This is a genomic window from Nonomuraea sp. NPDC049400 (assembly GCF_044466425.1).
Classification (GTDB): Bacteria; Actinomycetota; Actinomycetes; order Streptosporangiales; family Streptosporangiaceae; genus Nonomuraea.
This window is the reverse complement of sequence record NZ_JBITMP010000008.1, coordinates 329716-348575: the sequence shown is the minus strand read 5'-3', so window position 1 is coordinate 348575 and position 18860 is coordinate 329716. Positions and strand designations below refer to the sequence as shown.

Here is an 18860-nt window from a genome sequence, read left to right as displayed (position 1 = left end):
TGTGCTCCGATTTATCCGGCTTTAACGAGCTGCCATTGCTGGTTGGTGCCTTCCTCGGTGTCGACGTGTTGCGTCAAGGGGTGGTGAGGTCGAAGCGGCGTACGGTGACCGCGCCGCCGAGGGACTGGGTGGCGTAGTTGAAGATCCCGAAGCGGTAGCCCATGAAGAACTGCCAGGCGTTGTTCAACGTGAAGGCCGGACCGAGGCTCACGAAGGTGCTCCCGTCGGTGCTGTAGGAGAAGCGGGCCTGCCTGCCGGAACCCGGCCGGATGTCGGCGCTGACCCGCAACCAGATCCGGCCGCCCGAGATGTTCGCGCTCGCCGCCTCGGCGCCGGTGCCGGTGGTCTGCCACGAGCTGTTCATGGTCAGGCCGTTGGTCATCACGACCCGGTTGACGCCGTTGTCGCGCTTGACGCCGATCCAGGCCGACTGGTCACGCAGCATGGCCAGGCCCGCGCGGTCGCCGTTGGCCATCTGCGAGTAGTCGAGCTCGATCGTCGCCGTCGATGACGGGCCCTGGATGCGGTGGGTCAGCGTGTTGCGGGCGTTGTAGAGGTCGCCTGTGACGGTGGCGGTCTGCAGGCGCAGGCCGTTGCCGGTGGAGAAGCGGCTGGTGTCGGGGTTGTGGTTCCACTCCCAGCGGTGCCCGAGGCTGCCTGAGGTGAAGGTGTCGGGGCCGATCATGGACGCCACGGTGCGGCTGGTCTGGATGTTCGGCTTCGGGTAGGTGACTCCCCAGCCGCCGTTGACGGTCTGCACGGTCGGCCAGTCGCCGGTCCAGGTGATCGGTGCGAGTGCCGGGACGCGGCCGCCGGGGTAGGCGTCGACGAACGACATGTAGTACCAGTCGCCGTTCTGGGTCTGGACGAGCCCGCCCTGGTGGGGGACGCCGCCGCCGGAGATGGGGCCGGGCATGTCGAGCAGGACCTGGCGCATCTCGTACGGGCCCCACGGCGAGGTGGAGCGGAGCACGTACTGGCCGTTGGCGGGGCGGGTCAGCCAGATGTAGTAGTAGCCGTTCCGCTTGTAGAAGCGGGCGCCCTCCAGGGTGCCGACGCTGCTCGGAGTCTGGAACACCTGCTGGGCGCGCACTTGGCTGAGCCCGTCGGCCGAGAGCTGTGCGACGCTGATGGTGCCGTTGCCGTAGGCGACGTACATCGTGTCGTTGGTGTCGATCAGCAGGCCGGCGTCGTAGTAGCAGTTGTTGATCTGCGAGCGCTTGGTCCACGTGCCGTCCACGGCGGAGGCGGTGTAGACGTAGGTCCGGTTGAACTCGACGCAGCCGATCCAGTAGTAGGTGCTGTTGCTGGGCCGGTAGTTCAGGGTCGAGGCCCAGATGCCCTTCACGTACGCCCGGCCGCCGTTGAGGTCGTAGGCGCCGGAGTCGAAGTCGAGCCTCGGGACCGAGTGGCCGGCGTACTCCCAGTCGACCAGGTTGTAGGAGCGCAGGATCGGCGCTCCCGGCGAGTAGTGCATCGTCGAGGCCGAGTAGTAGTAGGCGTCGCCGACCCGGATGATGTCGCCGTCGGCGAAGTCCTGCCAGACGACCGGGTTGGTGTAGGTGCCGCCCGGACCGGGGTTGCCGCCGCCGTCCACCCGGACGAGCTGCCATTGCTGGTTGGTGCCGCCCCAGTCGTCGTACTGGACGATGTTGGCGCCGTCGGTGGTGGAGGCGCCCTGGACCTCCAGGGCTTTGTTGCTGTGGCGGGAGATGAACCTGACATGGCCGTCGGAGCTGTCGGCCAGTCGCCACTGCTGGTTGGTGCCGTTGCCGTCGGCCCATTGCACGATTGCGCCCCCGTTGGCGGTGGAGAAGTTGTACACGTCGAGCACCTTGCCGGAGTGGCGGGATTTGATGCGGTAGTAGCCGCCGCCGGAGTCGACGAACTGCCATTGCTGCTGGTTCTGGTTGTTCCTGGTCCACTGGGTGATGCGGCCGCCGTCGGCGGTGGACAGGTTGTAGACGTCGAGCGCCTTGCCGCTGTTGCGGTTGACCAGCACGTACCACGCGCTGGTGTCGACCGTCGCGGCCGACGCCTGGGGCGTGAGGAACACGCCCACGAGAAGCAGTGACGAGAGAACCGCGAGCACGCGCGTCACAGGAACCTCCAGAGGTTGTTGTTCGCGCCGTTGTCATCGGCGAGCACGACCTGCGAGCCCTGCGAGGTGCCGGCGAGGCCGAGGACCCGGCCACCGTTGGCGCACTGGATGCGGAAGGCGATGCCCGCCCCGTAGCGCAGCCGCCAGCGGTGGTCGGCGGTGCCGTTGTCGGCCCACTGCACGACGCGTGACCCCGAAGCGGTGCCCATGTTCTCCACGCCCAGCACCTTCTGGCTGTTGGAGTTGCGCAGCCGCAGGTAGCCGCCAGTGTCGACGATCGCCGTCCACAGGTGGTCGGCGGTGCCGTTGTCGCCCCACTGGACGACGCGCGCGCCATCGGCCTTGGACATGTCGGTGACGCCGAGCACCATCCCGGTGCCGACGTTCTGGATACGCCGCGCGCCGTTCGGCATGAATCGCCACTGGTTGTCCGTGCTGCCGTTGTCGGAGTCCTGGACGACCTGGGTGCCGTTGGCGGTCGAGCCGTTCTGGATGCCGAGCAGCTTGGAGCTGTGGACATTGCGGATCTTGACTGAGCCGTCGCCGACGTCGCTGACGGTCCAGCGGTGGTCGGCGGTGCCGGTGTCACCCCACTGGAGCACCCGGGCGTTGTCGGCGGTCGACATGTTCTCGACACCGAGCACCTTGCCGCTGTGCACGTTGCGGAACCGCAGGACACTGCCGTCGATGACGGGGACCCAGTCGTGGTCGGCGGTGCCGTTGTCGGTCCACTGGAGGGCCAGGCCGCCGTCGGCCGTGGACATGTTCTGGATGCCGAGGGCCAGCCCGCTGGCCGCATTGATCAGCCGGAAGCTCGCCGCGCCGGTACTGCCCTGGCCACCGGTGTTCCAGTAGACGACATAGTTGTGGTCGTGAGCGTCGTAGAACGGCCCCAACCGCACTGACGCCCCGTTGGCCGTGGCCGTGAAGGTCAGGGAGGAGGTACTGGTCCGGGTGATCGAGGAAGGGGTCAGGGCAGGGGCCGACGACAGGCTGGTGTTGCCGTAATCGCCCGACAACACGATCGGGCCGTAGGTGATGGCTTGCACGTCGGGGTTGTCGTTGGCGGCCTTCATGACCACGCGCATGGGCAGCCGCACGGTCACGGTGTCGCCCGACGCCCACGACCGGGTGAGATCGGCGTAGGTGGCCGGCGTGGTGGCGATGTTCTGCTGGACTCCGTTGACGCTTATCGTCGCGCCCTGGGCCCAGGCCGGGATGCGGACGCGCATCGTCCACGATCCGCTGACATTGCCTGTGACCTGCAGCGACATGGTGTCACCGACCGGGTAGGAGGTTGTCTGGGTGACCGTGATGCCGCGCTGGCTCCAGTTGAGCGTGGAGGGCACGAACAGGTTCACGAACAGGGCGGTGCCGTTGTGGAAGTAGATCGAGTCCATCAGCTTGGTGTTGGTCTCGATCCCGGTGCCCTGGCAGCACCAGAAGGAGTTGTAGTCCGTGCTCCAGGTGCCTCCGCCCCAGGCCGGGCCGACACCCCGGCGTCCGCCGGGGTTGAGCGGGGTGAAGTAGGTGACGTGCCCGTGTGCGTCTGCCGGGTTCTGCTGCCCGATCAAGTGGTTGAGCAGGGCGTTCTCGTAGTAGTCGAAGTAGTCGGCCCGGGTCGGCGACAGCAGCCACAGCTCCCGGGTCAGCTTGAGCATGTTGTAGGTGTTGCACGCCTCGCCGGTGTCCCTCGTCAGGTGGGCGGCGATCGCGTTGGGGGCACGGAAGTGCTCGGCCTGGCTGTTGGAGCCGTTCACGTACGTGTGCGCGCCCACGGTGATGGACCAGGCGTTGACGGCGATGTCGTGGTAGCGGGTGGTGCCCGTCGCTTTGTACTCGCGGGCCGCCCCGATCCACTTGGGCACCTGCGTGTTGGCGTGCAACCCGTTGAGCCGGTCCTGGCCTGAAGCCAGCGGGTCGAAGACGGCCGCGTGGTCGAATCGCTGGGCCGTGGCCAGCCAGCGGGAGTCGCCGGTCATCTGGTACAGGTCCGTGAGCACGGCGTTCATGCCGCCGAACTCGGTGCCGAGCATGGCCTGCAGCTGGCTTGAGCCGAGTCGCGAAGTGCGGGCGTCCACCCATCCGGCCAGAGCCAGCAGCACGGTTCGGGCCTGGGCGTTGCCGATCAGCCGCCAGACGTCGAGCAGCCCGGCCAGGGTCTTGTGGATGCAGTAGTACGGCACGTTGCCGTTGGTCAGGGTGCGATTCTCCACGGCCGTGATGTCCGACTCGGGGTAACCGGACAGGTAGCCGCTGGTGAATCCGGCGGCGCCGTTGTTCGCCTGGCATTTGGCCAGTTCGGCCACCATGTAGCCGGCCTTGTCCCGGCAGATGGTGTCGCCTAGCGCGGCGTAGGCCTGCGCCCACGCCGTCATGAAATGGCCCTGCATGTGGGATCGGAACGGGAAGCTGGGCGCGTCCCAGCCGCCGTTGGCCGCCGCGCCGTTGGTGGACAGCCGGTGGTTGGTCCGGAAGACGTACAGCAGCCGGTCGACATCGACGAAGCGCAGGTAGTCAAGGGTGCGGTTCTGGTTGTCCAGCCAACGACCGGAGGTGAGCCGGACCTGGCCGAGGTCGAACTCGTAGGCCGAGACGCCGATGTCGGTTCTGGCCCAGGGGAGTGCGGCCAGAGCGGGGGATGCGCCGACTACCTGGCCGGCGACCGAGAGCGCGGTGGTCGCACCTGCGGCCTGAAAGAGCTGACGACGGCTCAAGGACATGCGGAGCTCCTTGGGGATGGGGGGTGGTGACCGGCCGCCGCCGGTCACGTGTTCACCGGGTCAGGCCCTCGGAGAAGCCGGCCAGGGCTGTCGGTGCGGAGATATCGCTGTCGGGCCTATTGTTAGCGCTAACACTCCGCTGCTGAGGGCACCCGGGACAAGGACGTACCGGTGAACGGTATGTCCTGTGCCGTCGCCAGGGATGACGGGTAACATCCAGGGCTCCTTGACTCGATCGCAGTTGGCGCCGCGAAATCTGTAGCGCTAACTTCCTTCGGCCGAGAGCTGTGGGCGGCCTAATCCGTTGAGTTCGTTGTCGCGGAGTACATCCGACGGTCCGGCCCGGCGTCAACAAGGGGCATTCCTCTCGACCTAGGCGTTGCCATGAGAACGCCTTTCAACCTGGAGATTCGCCTTCCAAGGAGATCGTGCCGCACTGCTCGTACCTGTGAAAGTTTCACAGAAGTTACCGGTTGACAACAGAGTAATTTGCGATGAGTTGGGGGTTAAGTTTCGGGCACACCCTCCCTCGGCCCCGGCCGAGGGAGGGTCGCACCGGAGGGCGCGGTCAGCAGGTGGAGCTGGTCTGGGTCAGCAAGCCCAGGTGCCAGGGCGACCAGTCGGTGAAGCTCACGCGCTGCCCGCGTTGTAGGTCCACTTCTGGTTGCCGCCGCCGTGGCAGCTGTACAGCTGCAGCCCCGTGCCGTTGCCGGTGCCGGCGCCGACGGCGTCAAGGCACAGCCCGGACTGTACGCCCACGATCGTGCCGTCGGAGTTGACGCGCCATTTCTGGTTGTCGCCGCCCCAGCAGGAGTAGATCTGGATCCTGGCGCCGTTGCCGGAGCCCCCGGCGTCCAGGCACTTGTTGCCGTAGACCTTCAGCTCCCCGGCCGAGGTCTGCGTCCACTGCTGGTTGCTCTGACCGTTGCAGTCCCACAGGTGCACCGCGGTGCCGTCGGTGGTGCTGGAGTTGGACACGTCCACGCAGCGGCCGGAGGCCGTGCCCCTGATCTGCCCCACGCCGGGCTGCGGCGTCGTGGTGCCGCCGTTGAGCGCGTTGAGCACCGCGGTGTAGGCGGGCTTCTTGTTGCCGTTGCTGTCGAAGAGCAGCGCGGCGGCGTTGGCGCCGAGCCAGGAGTCGCTGTCGCGAACCCCCCAGACCGTGATGCCGGTACAACGCGGCACCGCCAGGCAGTCGTTGACGACGTTGGCATACGTGGTGGCCGAGCCGCCCTGGATGTCCAGTTCGGTGATCTGCACGTCGACCCCCAGCGCGGCGAAACTCTGGATGGTCGTGCGGTAGTTGCTGTTGTAGGGGCTGTTGCTGTTGAAGTGCGACTGCAGGCCGACGCAGTCGATCGGCACGCCGCGGGCCTTGAAGTCCCTGACCATGTTGTAGACGCCCTGGGTCTTGGCCCAGGACCAGTTGTCGATGTTGTAGTCGTTGTAGCAGAGCTTGGCGGCCGGGTCGGCGGCGCGCGCGGTGCGGAAGGCCACCTCGATCCAGTCGTTGCCGGTGCGCTGGAGGTTGGAGTCACGCCGGCCGCCGGAGTTGCCGTCGGCGTAGGCCTCGTTGACCACGTCCCAGGCGTAGATCTTGCCCTTGTAGTGGGCCATGACGCCGTTGATGTGGTTGATCATCGCCTGGCGCAGCGAGCTGCCCTCCATCGGCCGCATCCAGTTCGGCTGCTGGGAGTGCCAGGCCAGGGTGTGCCCGCGCACCCGCTTGCCGTTCTGCACGGCCCAGTTGTAGACCCGGTCCCCGCCGGAGAAGTTGAACTGCCCCGGATTGGGCTCGGTGGCGTCCATCTTCATCTCGTTCTCGGCCGTCACCATGTTGAACTCGCGGTTGGCGATCGTCGTGTAGGCGGAGTCGCCGAGCCTGCCCGAGGCGATGGCGGCGCCGAAGTAGCGGCCGCTCTGCGCGGCGGCCGCGCCGAGCGTGCTCTCCGCGGCATCGGCCGGAATCGCCGTCGCCAGTGTCGTGATCAGGCCGAGTGCGCCGAGCGCGCCGGTGATCAGCGCCCGGCGGCGCGCGCCGAGCGGCCATCGGGCGGTAGGTGGGGGCATGGCGTTGACGCGCATGTTCGAGCCTCCATATGCGAATCATGGGAAAGGGATCGTGCTGGGCACCTGCGGGACCGACGCCGTGCCCCGGTCAGGACGCACACCACAGGCATCGGGACGGCAGTCTCTCTGCTGAGCACCGCCGAGCCGGTAGGGAGGATCGCCTCGGGCACTCAGTGTGGAAATCTCGTCGAAAATTGTCAAGGATGCAGTGAAAACTTTCGCCGACGCCTGCCCCTGTCTGGCTTGGCTGTACTGGCGCGATGTGCAAGTTAGCACCTCTGAAAGTTTCGGCCGAGCTCGCTAAGGTGGGACTGAGTGAAAGTTTCATGGCGACGCTCTCGCTGATCGACTGCGGGCAGACTCGATAATTCGAGGTGAGCGCGCTGGGGCGCTGCCTCTGCCGGCCCGCTGCACGTTAAGGCGCTCTTGACAGTACCTTTCTGCCTCGTATTTGCTCCGTCCTGCCAACAGCTCGACCAGGCAGCTGTTTGTTAGCGCTAACAGCAGAGAGGCGGGCCAATGAAGCGAAGCGAACCGCGTACGAGAAGGTACGCGGGCATCGGAGCCGCCCTGGCGGCTCTGATCGTGGCGGTGGCCACCGCTCTGTCCGTGTTCCTCACGGCTGCGCCGGGAGCGTCGGCGGCGGTCCTGACCGAAGTGACGAGCTTCGGCACCAACCCGGGCGGTCTGCGGATGTACCTCTACGTCCCCGACAGAGTGGAGTCCAGGCCGGGCGTCCTGGTGGCGATGCACGGCTGCAACGGCTGGGCTCCGGCCTTCCACCAGGGCACCGAGTTCGCCTCGCTGGCCGACCGGTACGGCTTCATCGTCATCTACCCGCAGGCGAACAAGAGCGCCAACGGAATGTCGAACTGTTTCGACGTGTGGTCCAACGAGGCACTGCGGCACGGCGGCGGCAGCGACCCGGTGTCGATCGTCTCCATGACGAACTACGTGCTGCAACGCTACAACGGCGACCCGCAGCGGGTGTTCGCCACCGGCTTCTCCTCCGGCGCCATGGAGACCAACAACCTGCTCGCCACGTATCCGGACGTGTTCAAGGCCGGCGCGCCGTTCGCGGGGGTTCCCTACGGATGCCTCGGTCCCGCCGGGTGCGGCGACAAGACGCCGCAGCAGTGGGGTGACCTGGTCAGGAACGCATACCCCGGCTACACCGGGCCCCGCCCGCGCGTGATGGCCTGGCACGGCACCGCCGACTCTGTGCTGCCGTACACGATGCTGCAGGAAGAGGTCGACCAGTGGACCAACGCGCACGGACTGAGTCAGACCCCCGCCTCCACTGACAGCCCGCAATCCGGCTGGACCCGGCGGATCTTCGGCTCAGGGCAGGTCGAGGCGTACACCATCACCGGAGCCGGCCACGACCTGCCGCGCACCGGGATGGCCGCGTACGCCATCCGCTTCTTCGGCCTGGACGGCGGCTCGTCCACCACGACGCCGACTCCACCACTCGCCGGGCAGATCAAGGGAGTCGGCTCCGGGCGTTGCCTGGACGTGCCCGGCGCCGCCACCGCCGATGGCACCACGATGCAGTTGTGGGACTGCAACGGGCGCGTCAACCAGCAGTGGGCCGCCACCTCGGCCGGGGAGCTCAGGGTCTATGGCAACAAATGCCTCGACGCGGCCGGCATCGGCAACGGCGCCGGCATCCAGATCTACTCCTGCCACGGCGGCGACAACCAGAAATGGCGTGTGAACGCCGACGGCACCATCGCCGGGGTGCAGTCCGGGCTGTGCCTTGACGCCGTGGGCCAGGGAACCGCCAACGGCACCCGGCTCCAGCTCTACTCCTGCCACGGCGGCGCCAACCAGCGCTGGATCCGCACCTGACACACTACGGCCCTCGATCCGGAAGGTGATCATGAAATTTCGGTTCGGCGTCTTACCCGGGCGCGGTGCGCTGGTGCTCATGGCGCTGCTCAGTTTCGTGACGATGATTCCGAGCATGGCCAGGGCGGACAACCCGATCGTCCAGACGATCTACACCGCCGACCCCGCTCCACTGGTGCACAACGGCCGGGTCTACCTCTACACGGGACACGACGAGGACGGCTCGACGTACTTCACCATGAAGGAGTGGCGGGTCTGGTCGTCTGCGGACCTGGTGAACTGGACCGACCACGGCTCGCCGATGAGCGTGGCCACCTTCAGCTGGGCGAGCGCGGACGCGTGGGCCGGCCAGGCCGTCTACAGGAACGGCAAGTTCTACTGGTACGTACCGGTGAAAGACCGAGCGAGCGGCCAGATGGCCATCGGCGTCGGGATCTCGGACAGCCCCACCGGGCCTTTCACCGACGCCATCGGGCGCCCGCTGGTCAGGAACGGTGAGATCGATCCCACCGTCTTCATCGACGACAACGGGCAGGCCTACCTGTACTGGGGTAATCCCAACCTGTGGTACGTCAGGCTCAACCCGGACATGATTTCGTACTCGGGCAGTCCCACGCAGATTCCTCTCACCACCGCTGGCTTCGGCACCCGCACCGGCAACACCAGCCGTCCCACCCTGTACGAAGAGGGCCCCTGGGTCTACAAGCGCAACGGCCTCTACTACAACGTCTTCGCCGCGAGATGTTGCGCGGAGTTCATCGGCTATTCGACGGCACCCGGCCCCACCGGGCCCTGGAGCTACCGCGGGACGGTCATGCCCACACAGGGCAGCAGCTTCACCAACCACCCCGGCGTCATCGACTACAAGGGCGGATCCTACTTCTTCTACCACAACGGCGCCCTGCCGGGCGGTGGCGGCTTCACCCGCTCGGTGGCCGTTGAGAAGTTCTCCTACAACGCCGACGGAACCATCCCCACGATCAACATGACCACGACCGGAGCGCCCCAGGTGGGCACGTTGAACCCCTACGTCCGCCAGGAGGCCGAGACGATCGCCTGGGAGTCCGGCGTGGAGACCGAACCCGCCAGCGAGGGCGGCATGAACGTCGGGTGGATCGAGAACGGAGACTACATCAAGGTCAAGGGCGTCGCCTTCGGCTCCGGCGCGACGTCCTTCACCGCGCGGGTGGCCTCGGCGACCAGCGGTGGCCGGATCGAGCTCCGCCTGGACGGAGCCAACGGCACGCTGGCGGGGACCTGCACCGTGCCGGTCACCGGCGGCTGGCAGACGTGGACGACGGTCACCTGCCCGGTGAACGGCGCGACGGGCACCCGTGACCTGTACTTCAAGTACACCGGCGGCAGCGGCAACCTGTTCAACGTGAACTGGTGGCAGTTCACCGGCGGCACTGGCGCCGGCGGGAACCTGCTGACCAACGGCGACATGGAGAGCGGCACCACGGCCTGGGGCGCGTCCGGCGGAACCCTGTCGTCCGTCACCGACCCGGTGCACGGAGGCACGCGGGCGCTGTCCATCGCCGGGCGCACGGCGTCATGGAACGGCACCACCCAGGACGTGACCGCCAAGCTCACCAACGGCAAGAGCTACACGACGAGCGTCTGGGTGCGGTCGCAAAGCGGCACGCCCAGCGCGAAGGTGACCCTGGCGCTCGCCGCCGGCGGCACGACGAGCTACCTCCAGCTCACGCCGGCGACGCCGGTGAACTCCGGCGGCTGGACCCAGCTCACCGGTACGGCGACCGTGTCGTGGAGCGGAACGCTGACCGGCGCCACTTTCTATGTCGAGACGGCCGCGGGCACCGACGGCTTCTCCATCGACGACGCCTCGTTCCAGTAGTCCCAAGCCGGCCGACGCTCTCGCCGAACAAGGGAGCAGCGAACGGTTCCTCCATCCAGACGCATCGGAATCCGCACCAAGATCGGAGTTACGTGATGTCAGGACGCGGCTCCCGTTTCACAACGATCGCGGTCGCTGTCGCGGCACTTCTCGTACTGGTCACCGGCCGTGCGGCGATGAGCAGCGACGCCGGCACTGCCGCGGTGCCCGCCGGCGCTCTCGCGACCACCGCCGGATGCGGCAAGACCCCGACGCTGAAGAGCGGTACACACTCGATTCAGACCAGCGGCAAGAATCGCTCCTTCATCCTCCGGCTTCCCGACAGCTACCACAACGGCACCCCCTACCGGTTGGTCTTCGGCTTCCACTGGCGGGGCGGCACCGCCGCCGACGTCGACTCCGGCGGAACCAGCGGATATCCCTGGTCCTTCTACGGCCTCAGGCAGCTGTCGAACAACGGCGCGATTTTCGTCGCGCCCCAGGGCTTCAACAACGGCTGGGCGAACAGCAACGGTGAGGACGTCACCTTCGTCGACGACCTGATCCGGCTCATCGAGGCGGATCTTTGCGTCGACACCTCGCAGCGCTTCGCCACCGGCTTCAGCTACGGCGGCGGGATGAGCTTCTCTCTCGCGTGCTCGCGGCCGACGGTCTTCCGGGCGGTCGCGGTCTTCTCCGGCGCGCAGCTCAGCGGGTGCAGCGGCGGAACCCAGCCGGTCGCGTACATGGGGCTGCACGGCATCGGGGACACGGTGCTCAGCATCGCGCAGGGACGGGCGCTGCGTGACAGGTTCGTCCGTAACAACGGCTGTACCGCGCAGAACCCGCCCGAGCCGAGTTCGGGCAGCCGTAGCCACATCGTCACCGCCTACTCCGGGTGCCGGGCCGGTTATCCGGTTGTCTGGGCCGCGTTCGACAACGGCCACACGCCCGCACCGGTGGACGGCACCTACACCGACAGCGGCGTCACGACCTGGACCAAGGCTGAGATGTGGAAGTTCTTCTCCCAGTTCGGGAGCTCCTCATCGCCGACACCCGCACCCAGTGGATGCACGGCCACGATGGAGACCGTCAACTCCTGGTCCGGCGGTTTCCAGTCAACCGTGACCGTCCGCGCCGGCGGCAGCGCCGTCAACGGCTGGACGGTCGGCTGGACCTGGCCAGGCGGGCAGACGATCATTAGCCTGTGGAACGGCGTCCGCTCCGGCTCCGGAGCCGGTGTGACCGTACGCAACGAGTCCTACAACGGCTCCATCGCGGCCAACGGCACCACCACGTTCGGCTTCACCGCCAACGGCGCCCCGGCCACCCCCACCCTTTCCTGCGACGCCGGGGCACCTCCCGCTGCTGACCGGCCCGCATGAGAAGGAGAGTCAGATGCATAAGATCATTCGATTCGGCTCTGGCGGCGCCAACCAGCGGTGGGCCCGCGCCTGAGGGCCAGATCCATGACCCCGATGGCGGCGCCGTCGCGCAGGCGGCGGTGCGGTCAAGCCGACTGCCGCAGCGACATCACCGCCCAGGGCGCGAGTTCGACGTCGAGATCGAGCACGCCGTCGTCGGGCACGGTCAGCGTGAACCTGAGCAGCGAGTCGGCGACTCTGCTCAGGTACTCGCTCTGTCCCTTTGACAGATTGAGGGGGGATTCGAGTCGATACCAGGCTTCGGCGGCGTTCCCGTGCTCCCAGTCCACGATCTCGACGAGGAACGTCGTGCCGGGCTCCAGCCCGCCGATCGCGTGATGGATCCTGCGGCTCGGCCCCAGCTCGGCCAGCGCGCGTGCCGCCGGGTACGAGTTCGCCGAGCCGACACCTCTCATGGCCATGTCCTCGGGGTAGTTGTAGAACACCGCCGACACGGCCGAGGTACGGCTGTCACGGGTCACGACCCCGTCGGACGTCGCGAGGAGCAGCCGGTCGCCGAGTCGTTCCAGCATCGTGAACGCGTGGAACGTGGGTTTGTGGATGCCGCCCTCGTTCACCAGCCCGAACCCGCCGTGGAACGGTCCGATCCCGGCGCCTCCCTCCTCGAACACGTCCGTGAAGGTCCAGTAGGAGATCGAGTCGGCGAGGGTGGCGCACTTCAGATACGACCGCGTGATGGAGGTCGCCGCGAACGGCGTGTCGTGGATGAAGTCGCGGGCCGACGGCGACGTCGACCACTCCGTGATGTGGATCTCCGCATCGGGATACGCGCTGTTCTTCACGAGTTTCAGCAGGAGGGTCAGGTCGTCGAACGTGGCATCGGCGTACCGGGTGATGTGCACGGCCTCGCCGTCGGCGCCGTACGCGAAGTCGGTGGGGTACAGGTGGGTCGAGATGAAGTCGATCGGGAGCTCGCGCTCCACGCACCAGGCGATGAAGTCCTCGATCCAGACCGGGCGCCAGTCGAGCGCGTCCACGTCGGTCGCGGCAGCCGTTGCGAGCGCCGCGGAGCGGTCCTCGGTCTCGCCCTTGTAGCGGTCGTCGGGTACGAAGACGCTCGTCGCGGGCCCGCCCACCTTCAGGGCGGGATCGATCTTCTTGATCGCCCGGACAGTCTGCTCGTAGAGCTCGAAGTACTCGGTTTTCGTGCCGGTCCAGAAGTAAGGGACCAGGTTCGGCTCGTTCCACACCTCGAAGCGCCATTCCCGCACCTCGTCGAGCCCGTACCGGTCAATCCAGTGCTCGACCGATCTCGTGACCAGCTCGACCCAGCGCGCCATGTCCTTGGGCGGGCTGCAGTGAGCGCCCCACCAGAACACGGTCTCGGTCTGCGTCGCCAGCTCGCGCGGCATGAAGCCCAGCTCGACGAAGGGACGGACCCCGCAGTCCACAAGGAAGTCGAACACCTTGTCCACATAGCTGAATGTGTACACGGGCGCGGCAAGGGGTGTGTTCGGGCCGAAACCGCCGCCGTAGCTCTCCCGGTAAACGAACATGTCGTCGTGAAAGATGCCGTGAAAGCGTACGTACTGGAATCCGCATGCGGCGACAGCCTCGGCGAATTGATGTTGCCAGTCCGCGCGCAGTGCTTCGTTCGCCCGTCCGGCGCCGATGCATCTGCTCCAGACGTGCGGGAACACACTCTCGTCACGCGGCTCACCGTCGATCAGGTACCGGGGCTCTCTCTTCATGGCCTCACTGTTCTTCACGAAATCGTTCAAAAGGAAAGGTGCGCCAGTTCTAGCCTTTGATGGCGCCCAGCGACAGGCCCGACTGCCAGTACCGCTGCAGGCCGAGGAACGCGATGATCAACGGGACGATGGTCAGCAGCGCGGAGGTGATCACGAGGTTCTGGACGAGGGCGCCGTTCTCTGCTGCCGCTGCCCGAGCATGCGGTCAGCTCGAGCATCGGCACGAGTACCCCGGCAACAAGCCCGATCTTCTGGGAGAGCCGCATGGGCCTCTCCTCTCATCCTGAGCTGGTTACGAAAAAATTTCGCAACTTGTTCGTTGTCGCGAGGACATTAGATGTCGGGTCTGTCCGGTGTCAACAAGCGGACGAGCGGGAGCCCCTGGCGAGAAGGGTTCGTGGTAGGTTTCGAAACAACTTCGTGGACCCGAAGGGAGCCTGATGCGACGGCGAGGTCGTTCAGAGCGAGCCACCTTGGCGGACGTCGCCCGACTGGCCGGCGTCTCGTCGGCGACCGCCTCGAAGGTCCTCAACGGGCGCAGCGATGTAGGGGCGGCCACGCGTGAGGTTGTCCTCGAAGCCATGGCCGAGATCGGCTACATGCCGACGGCGGTGCGACATGAGCGAACCCGGGATCGCACTTTGGTTACTGTGCTCGACATCGTGGAGTCCCGTTATGCCGGAACGGTGCTCCAGGGGATCCTTGTGGCCGCGACCTCCGCGCAGGCCGAGCTCCTCCTTCGCCTGCCGCTCGACAAGCCGATCAGCACGAGCCGCACGGCGGCCCGTGCCTGGATGGGGGAGCAGAAGGCATCCGGTGTCGTCGGTGTCATCGCGCTCGCCGTCGCCGTGCCCGACTCGGTGCTCCTCGCCGCGGAGGATCTCGAGGTGCCCATCGTGACGATCGATCCGATCGACACGACCGAATCCCGTCTCGTCAGCATCGGCTCCACCAACTGGGCGGGAGGTCGCTCGGCAACCGAGCACGTCATCAAGCTTGGCCACCGCAGGATCGCCTGGATCGGCGGCCCGCTGGGCTCTGCCCCCTCGCTGGAACGCTTCCACGGGTACCAGGCCGCGCTCGACTCGGCCGGCGTCACGCCGGACCGAGCACTGATCCGCCACGAGGCATTCTCCGTCGAGGCGGGACTCCGGCACGGCCATGACATCCTCGCGCTCGACGAGCGGCCGACCGCGATCGTCGCGGGCAACGACGAGATCGCCGTCGGGGTCCTCGCCGCGGCCAAGGAACTCGGCATCGCCGTCCCCGGCGAGCTGTCGGTCACCGGGTTCGACGACACGCCACAGGCCCAGTGGACCACGCCCCGGCTCACGTCCGTCCGGCAGCCTCTCGTCGGCATGGGCCGGATGGCCGTCGAGACCGTCCTCGGCATGGCGGACGGCGTCCAGCCCGCCTCCCGGCACCTCCAACTGGCGACGGCTCTCAGCGTCCGCGACTCCACGGGCCCCGCCCCGTCATCCTGATCCGGGAGCACCCAGAACTGCGCGAATCCCCAGGCCGGCAGCGGCGTTCGTCGTCATGGCGCCGCAACACCCGGCTCGGCCGCGCGATGCGGCCAACGTTTCCACCTGATGAAGGGTGGGCCGAAAGGTCTTGTTTCCGCAATCGTCATCGCTTACCTTGGCGGCTGCAAACGTAACCGATAACGATTGCAACTTGTGAGGCGGCATGGCCAAGGGCAATGCGCCGGTGACGATGAGCGATGTCGCACGATTAGCGGGGGTCTCCACCGCGACCGTGTCGCGGGTGGTCAACGGGCATTACGGCGTCAGCGCGAGCACCATCGCACAGGTCCGCTCGGCCATCGAGCGGCTCGGCTACGAGTCGAGTCTGGTGGCGACAAGCCTGCGGCGCAGCCGTACCAACGTCCTGGGGCTGGTGACGCACAGCTTCCAGTCCTATACGGCCGAGGTGCTCAAGGGGGTCATGGACGCGCTGAGCCAGTCGGGTTTCGACCTGATCATCTACGCCGACAGCGATCTCTACGGGACCTACTCCGAGGGCTGGGAGCGGCGGCATCTGGCCCGCCTGGCGGGCACGCTCACCGACGGGTGCATCGTGGTCACGCCCTCGGGCGAGGTGCGGAGCGGTACTCCGGTCGTGGTCATCGATCCGGCGAGGGACTCGACGGCGCCGTCGGTGACGGCGGACAACCTCGCGGGCGCCACCACGGTGGTCGAGCATCTCCTCGGCCTGGGACATCGGCGTATCGGATTCATCGCGGGCCGATCCAGCCTGGCGGCCGCATGGTCGCGTGAGGAGGGGTATCGCAGGACGCTGGCCGAAGCCGGTGTTCCCGTCGATCCGGAGTTGATTGCAAGAGGCGACTTCAATCCCGAGTCCGCGGCACCGCTCGCGCGGAAGCTGCTGGACAAGGCGGACCGTCCGACGGCTATCTTCGCGGCGAGCGATGGAATGGCGCTGAAGGCCCTGGAGGTCGCCAAGGACCTGGGGCTCAGCGTTCCCGGCGACCTGTCGGTGGTCGGCTTCGACAACATTCCGGAGTCCGCCTTGGCCGAGCCGGGGCTGACCACCGTGGACCAGTCGATGTACCGGCTCGGGTACGAGGCCGCGCGCATGCTGAAGTCGCTGGTGTGCGGCGACTGGGAGGGCCCGGACCAGATCGTGCTCCCGACCAGCCTGGTGGTTCGCGGCTCCACCGCGGCACCGAGGAACCCTTTGTGACCGTGACACCACCCAGGGGTACGGCGTCCCGTCACACCTGACGTTCGCGGCAACGAACGGCAGGTGGGCAAGCTGACCTCACGACGGATGGAGGTGCGAACACCAACCACGAACTATCCACCGCATGAAACAGGCCGGCCAGTCGGGCAACAACCGTGGCCAGCCATTAAGGGAGTTTTCGCATGCCTTTTTTACTTTATCACGGCAGGTCACACCCTCCGGGGGTGCGTCGGCTCGCAGCGGTGATCGCCGCCGGGGCGATGGCGATCGCGGCAGTTTTGCTCGCACCGCGGCCGGTGGCGGCGGACACACCGTGGCTGAACGTCTCTGAGGGCGGCTACGCGTCCTTCAGTGTTCCGGCGGCCTCCATCGAGGCCGGTGTGGGCCCGGTGTCGCAGGTCGTCATCGAGGGAAACTTCGGCCCCTCTTTCACCTGGGCGGAGTTCGGCCTGACCCGCCGGGGCGACGTCTGGTCAGGAGTCCTCGGCCCGCTCAGGCCCGGGCTGTACTCCTACCAGGTCACCGGCGATGACACCAAGGGTCTCAAGGATCCGACGAACAACACCGGCGTGGCGTCCAAGCCTCTTTGGAGTACCTTCTTCGTGCCGGGCGACGCGGCGCGCCTGCTGGCGGACGCGCCCCAGGGGCAGGGCGGCAAGGTCGAGACCCTGACCTACCGGGCCAAGCACCAGGAGCGGTCGGCTCTGGTATGGACACCTCCGGGGTACGCGGCCAAGGGCCCCTTGGCCTACCCGGTGCTGTTCCTGCGGTCCGGCGACGGCCGGAGCGCCACAGACTGGCTCGACCTCGGCCGGGCCAAACAGATCTTCGACAACCTGTCGCTCCAGAAGGCCATGGAGCCGATGGTGGTGGTGATCGGCGACGGTGACGGTTTGCAGGATCTCCGGAAGGCGGTCGCCGATCGCTACCGCGTCCATCGCGACCCGGCGCACCAGGCGATCGCCGGTGTGGCCGAGGGCGGGACGCAGGCACTGCGTGCTGCTCTGACCCACCCGGGCCAGTACGCCTACGCCGGCTCGTTCTCCGGCCTCCTGACGGATGGCGTCGGGCGGGTGGACGCGAACGCGATCAACCGCCACGTCAAGCTGGTGCGCCTGTACACGGGCAACGTGACGGATCCCGCGTACAACGCGACCTACCGCCTGACGAAGGCGCTGGACCGCGCCCGGATCACGTACGAATTCGACGGGGTCAACCCCGATGCCGGGGCGAACTGGAACGCCTGGCAGGAGAACCTCATCGATTTCGCGCGGCGGCTGTTCCGCAAGGTCTCGGATCACGGTCCGAGCGCCGGGCACGGGAAGCTGAAGGGCGAGTTCAACCCGCCGGCCCCTGGCACCACCCCGACGCCGTTCGTCACCGCGGACGGCTTCGTCACCTTCGAGACCACGACGGGCTTCACAGCCGCCGAGCGCGTCAAGGTGTGGGCGAACTGGGCGCCCAACGGAAGCTGGCTGCGCATCCCGCTGTCCCGCGCGGGCGACCGGTGGCGGGCGACCGTGGGCCCGCTCGACCCGTGGTTCTACTATTACCGGCTGATAGTGGACCGGGTCTCGGTCAAGGACGCGTCGAACCCGACGAAGGTGACCTCCGAGCCGACCTGGAGCACCTTCCTCGTCAACGGGGACAAGGCACGCCTGCTCACGGACGTTCCCGCCGGTCAGGGCGGCAAGGTCGAGAGCATGACGTACCGAAGCGGCGTGGCGAACCAGGACCGGACCGCCCTGGTCTGGACCCCGCCGGGATACGACCCGCACCGCGCGCAGCCATACCCCGTCTTCTACCTCCAGCACGGCGGCGGCCAGAGCTACACGGACTGGGTGGAGATGGGACGGGCCAAGCAGATCCTCGACCACCAGTTCCTCGACGGGGACCTGGTGCCGATGGTGGTCGTGATGAGCAACGGCAACGTCTCCGACTTCAACAAGGAACTGCTGGAGAACATCGTCCCGGCGGCCCGCGCCCGCTACCACGTCTCCGACGACCCCTCGCAGCGGGCCCTCGCCGGTCTGTCGATGGGCGGCGGGCAGACGTTCGGTGTGCTCAAGGCCTTCCCGGGTCGGTTCGCCTACGTCGCGGCGTTCTCGGCCGGGTTCGGCAGTGCCGCCGGTGTCGACGCGGAGGCGATCAACAGCGGCACCAAGCTGTTGCGTCTGTACGTCGGCGACCAGACGGACTTCGTCTACCCGTCGTTCATGACGTCCCTGACCACCTTGAACAACCTCGGTATCCGTTACGAGTTCGACGGGGTCACCCCCGGGCCGCACGGCTGGGACGTGTGGCAGAAGAACCTCATCGACCTGGCGCCACGTCTGTTCAAGCGCTAGGCGAGCCCGTCCGCCCGGCCTTCGCCGCCGGACGGGGGCTGTGTCAGCGCTCATATGCGGATCGGCACGAAGGACGGGGCGCGGGTCG

Annotated in this window: 10 protein-coding genes; 6 read left to right on the top strand and 4 right to left on the bottom strand. The window is 67.2% G+C overall.

Annotated features, from left to right (window positions below; all coding sequences use genetic code 11):
* Window positions 1-73: 73 nt before the first annotated feature.
* From ACIBVN_RS15245 to ACIBVN_RS15235, 3 genes are all read right to left on the bottom strand, one after another.
* Window positions 74-2101 (bottom strand): family 43 glycosylhydrolase, encoded by a 2028-nt coding sequence (locus ACIBVN_RS15245; protein WP_397136587.1) that lies wholly within the window; start codon window positions 2099-2101, stop codon window positions 74-76.
* Window positions 2098-4824 (bottom strand): beta-L-arabinofuranosidase domain-containing protein, encoded by a 2727-nt coding sequence (locus ACIBVN_RS15240; RefSeq protein WP_397136585.1) that lies wholly within the window; start codon window positions 4822-4824, stop codon window positions 2098-2100. Before ACIBVN_RS15240 ends, ACIBVN_RS15245 begins: the two co-directional genes overlap by 4 nt.
* A gap of 630 nt (window positions 4825-5454) precedes the next feature.
* Window positions 5455-6909, bottom strand: a complete 1455-nt coding sequence (locus ACIBVN_RS15235; RefSeq protein ID WP_397136583.1) for an endo-1,4-beta-xylanase — start codon at window positions 6907-6909, stop codon at window positions 5455-5457.
* 504 nt (window positions 6910-7413) lie between these two features.
* Here ACIBVN_RS15235 and ACIBVN_RS15230 point away from each other — a divergent pair.
* The 3 genes from ACIBVN_RS15230 (at window position 7414) to ACIBVN_RS15220 (ending at window position 11967) form a co-directional block, all read left to right on the top strand.
* Window positions 7414-8745 (top strand): PHB depolymerase family esterase, encoded by a 1332-nt coding sequence (locus ACIBVN_RS15230; protein ID WP_397136581.1) that lies wholly within the window; start codon window positions 7414-7416, stop codon window positions 8743-8745.
* Window positions 8746-8776: 31 nt separating this feature from the next.
* On the top strand, window positions 8777-10603 hold the full coding sequence (locus ACIBVN_RS15225; protein ID WP_397136579.1) for a family 43 glycosylhydrolase: 1827 nt from the start codon (window positions 8777-8779) through the stop codon (window positions 10601-10603).
* A 176-nt stretch (window positions 10604-10779) separates the two neighbouring features.
* Complete coding sequence (locus tag ACIBVN_RS15220) at window positions 10780-11967, top strand: cellulose binding domain-containing protein (protein WP_397136577.1); 1188 nt, start codon at window positions 10780-10782, stop codon at window positions 11965-11967.
* Window positions 11968-12092: 125 nt separating this feature from the next.
* Here ACIBVN_RS15220 and ACIBVN_RS15215 read toward each other — a convergent pair whose 3' ends face one another.
* Complete coding sequence (locus ACIBVN_RS15215) at window positions 12093-13718, bottom strand: beta-xylosidase (RefSeq protein WP_397136575.1); 1626 nt, start codon at window positions 13716-13718, stop codon at window positions 12093-12095.
* Between the two features lie 473 nt (window positions 13719-14191).
* On the opposite strand from ACIBVN_RS15215, the gene ACIBVN_RS15210 reads away from it, so the two are divergent.
* The 3 genes from ACIBVN_RS15210 (at window position 14192) to ACIBVN_RS15200 (ending at window position 18772) form a co-directional block, all read left to right on the top strand.
* Window positions 14192-15202, top strand: a complete 1011-nt coding sequence (locus ACIBVN_RS15210; protein WP_397136573.1) for a LacI family DNA-binding transcriptional regulator — start codon at window positions 14192-14194, stop codon at window positions 15200-15202.
* Between the two features lie 205 nt (window positions 15203-15407).
* Entirely contained in the window at window positions 15408-16424 is a 1017-nt protein-coding gene (locus ACIBVN_RS15205; protein WP_397136571.1) for a LacI family DNA-binding transcriptional regulator, read from the top strand.
* A gap of 224 nt (window positions 16425-16648) precedes the next feature.
* Window positions 16649-18772, top strand: coding sequence for an alpha/beta hydrolase (locus tag ACIBVN_RS15200; protein WP_397136569.1), 2124 nt, complete (start codon window positions 16649-16651; stop codon window positions 18770-18772).
* Window positions 18773-18860 lie beyond the last annotated feature (88 nt).

Excerpts from the sequence above, each read along its gene's own strand:
- ACIBVN_RS15240 (WP_397136585.1), bottom strand. The coding sequence starts at position 4,824 with ATGTCCTTGAGCCGTCGTCAGCTCTTTCAGGCCGCAGGTGCGACCACC.
- ACIBVN_RS15235 (WP_397136583.1), bottom strand. The coding sequence starts at position 6,909 with ATGCGCGTCAACGCCATGCCCCCACCTACCGCCCGATGGCCGCTCGGC.
- ACIBVN_RS15230 (WP_397136581.1), top strand. The coding sequence starts at position 7,414 with ATGAAGCGAAGCGAACCGCGTACGAGAAGGTACGCGGGCATCGGAGCC.
- ACIBVN_RS15225 (WP_397136579.1), top strand. The coding sequence starts at position 8,777 with ATGAAATTTCGGTTCGGCGTCTTACCCGGGCGCGGTGCGCTGGTGCTC.
- ACIBVN_RS15220 (WP_397136577.1), top strand. The coding sequence starts at position 10,780 with ATGAGCAGCGACGCCGGCACTGCCGCGGTGCCCGCCGGCGCTCTCGCG.
- ACIBVN_RS15215 (WP_397136575.1), bottom strand. The coding sequence starts at position 13,718 with ATGAAGAGAGAGCCCCGGTACCTGATCGACGGTGAGCCGCGTGACGAG.
- ACIBVN_RS15205 (WP_397136571.1), top strand. The coding sequence starts at position 15,408 with ATGGCCAAGGGCAATGCGCCGGTGACGATGAGCGATGTCGCACGATTA.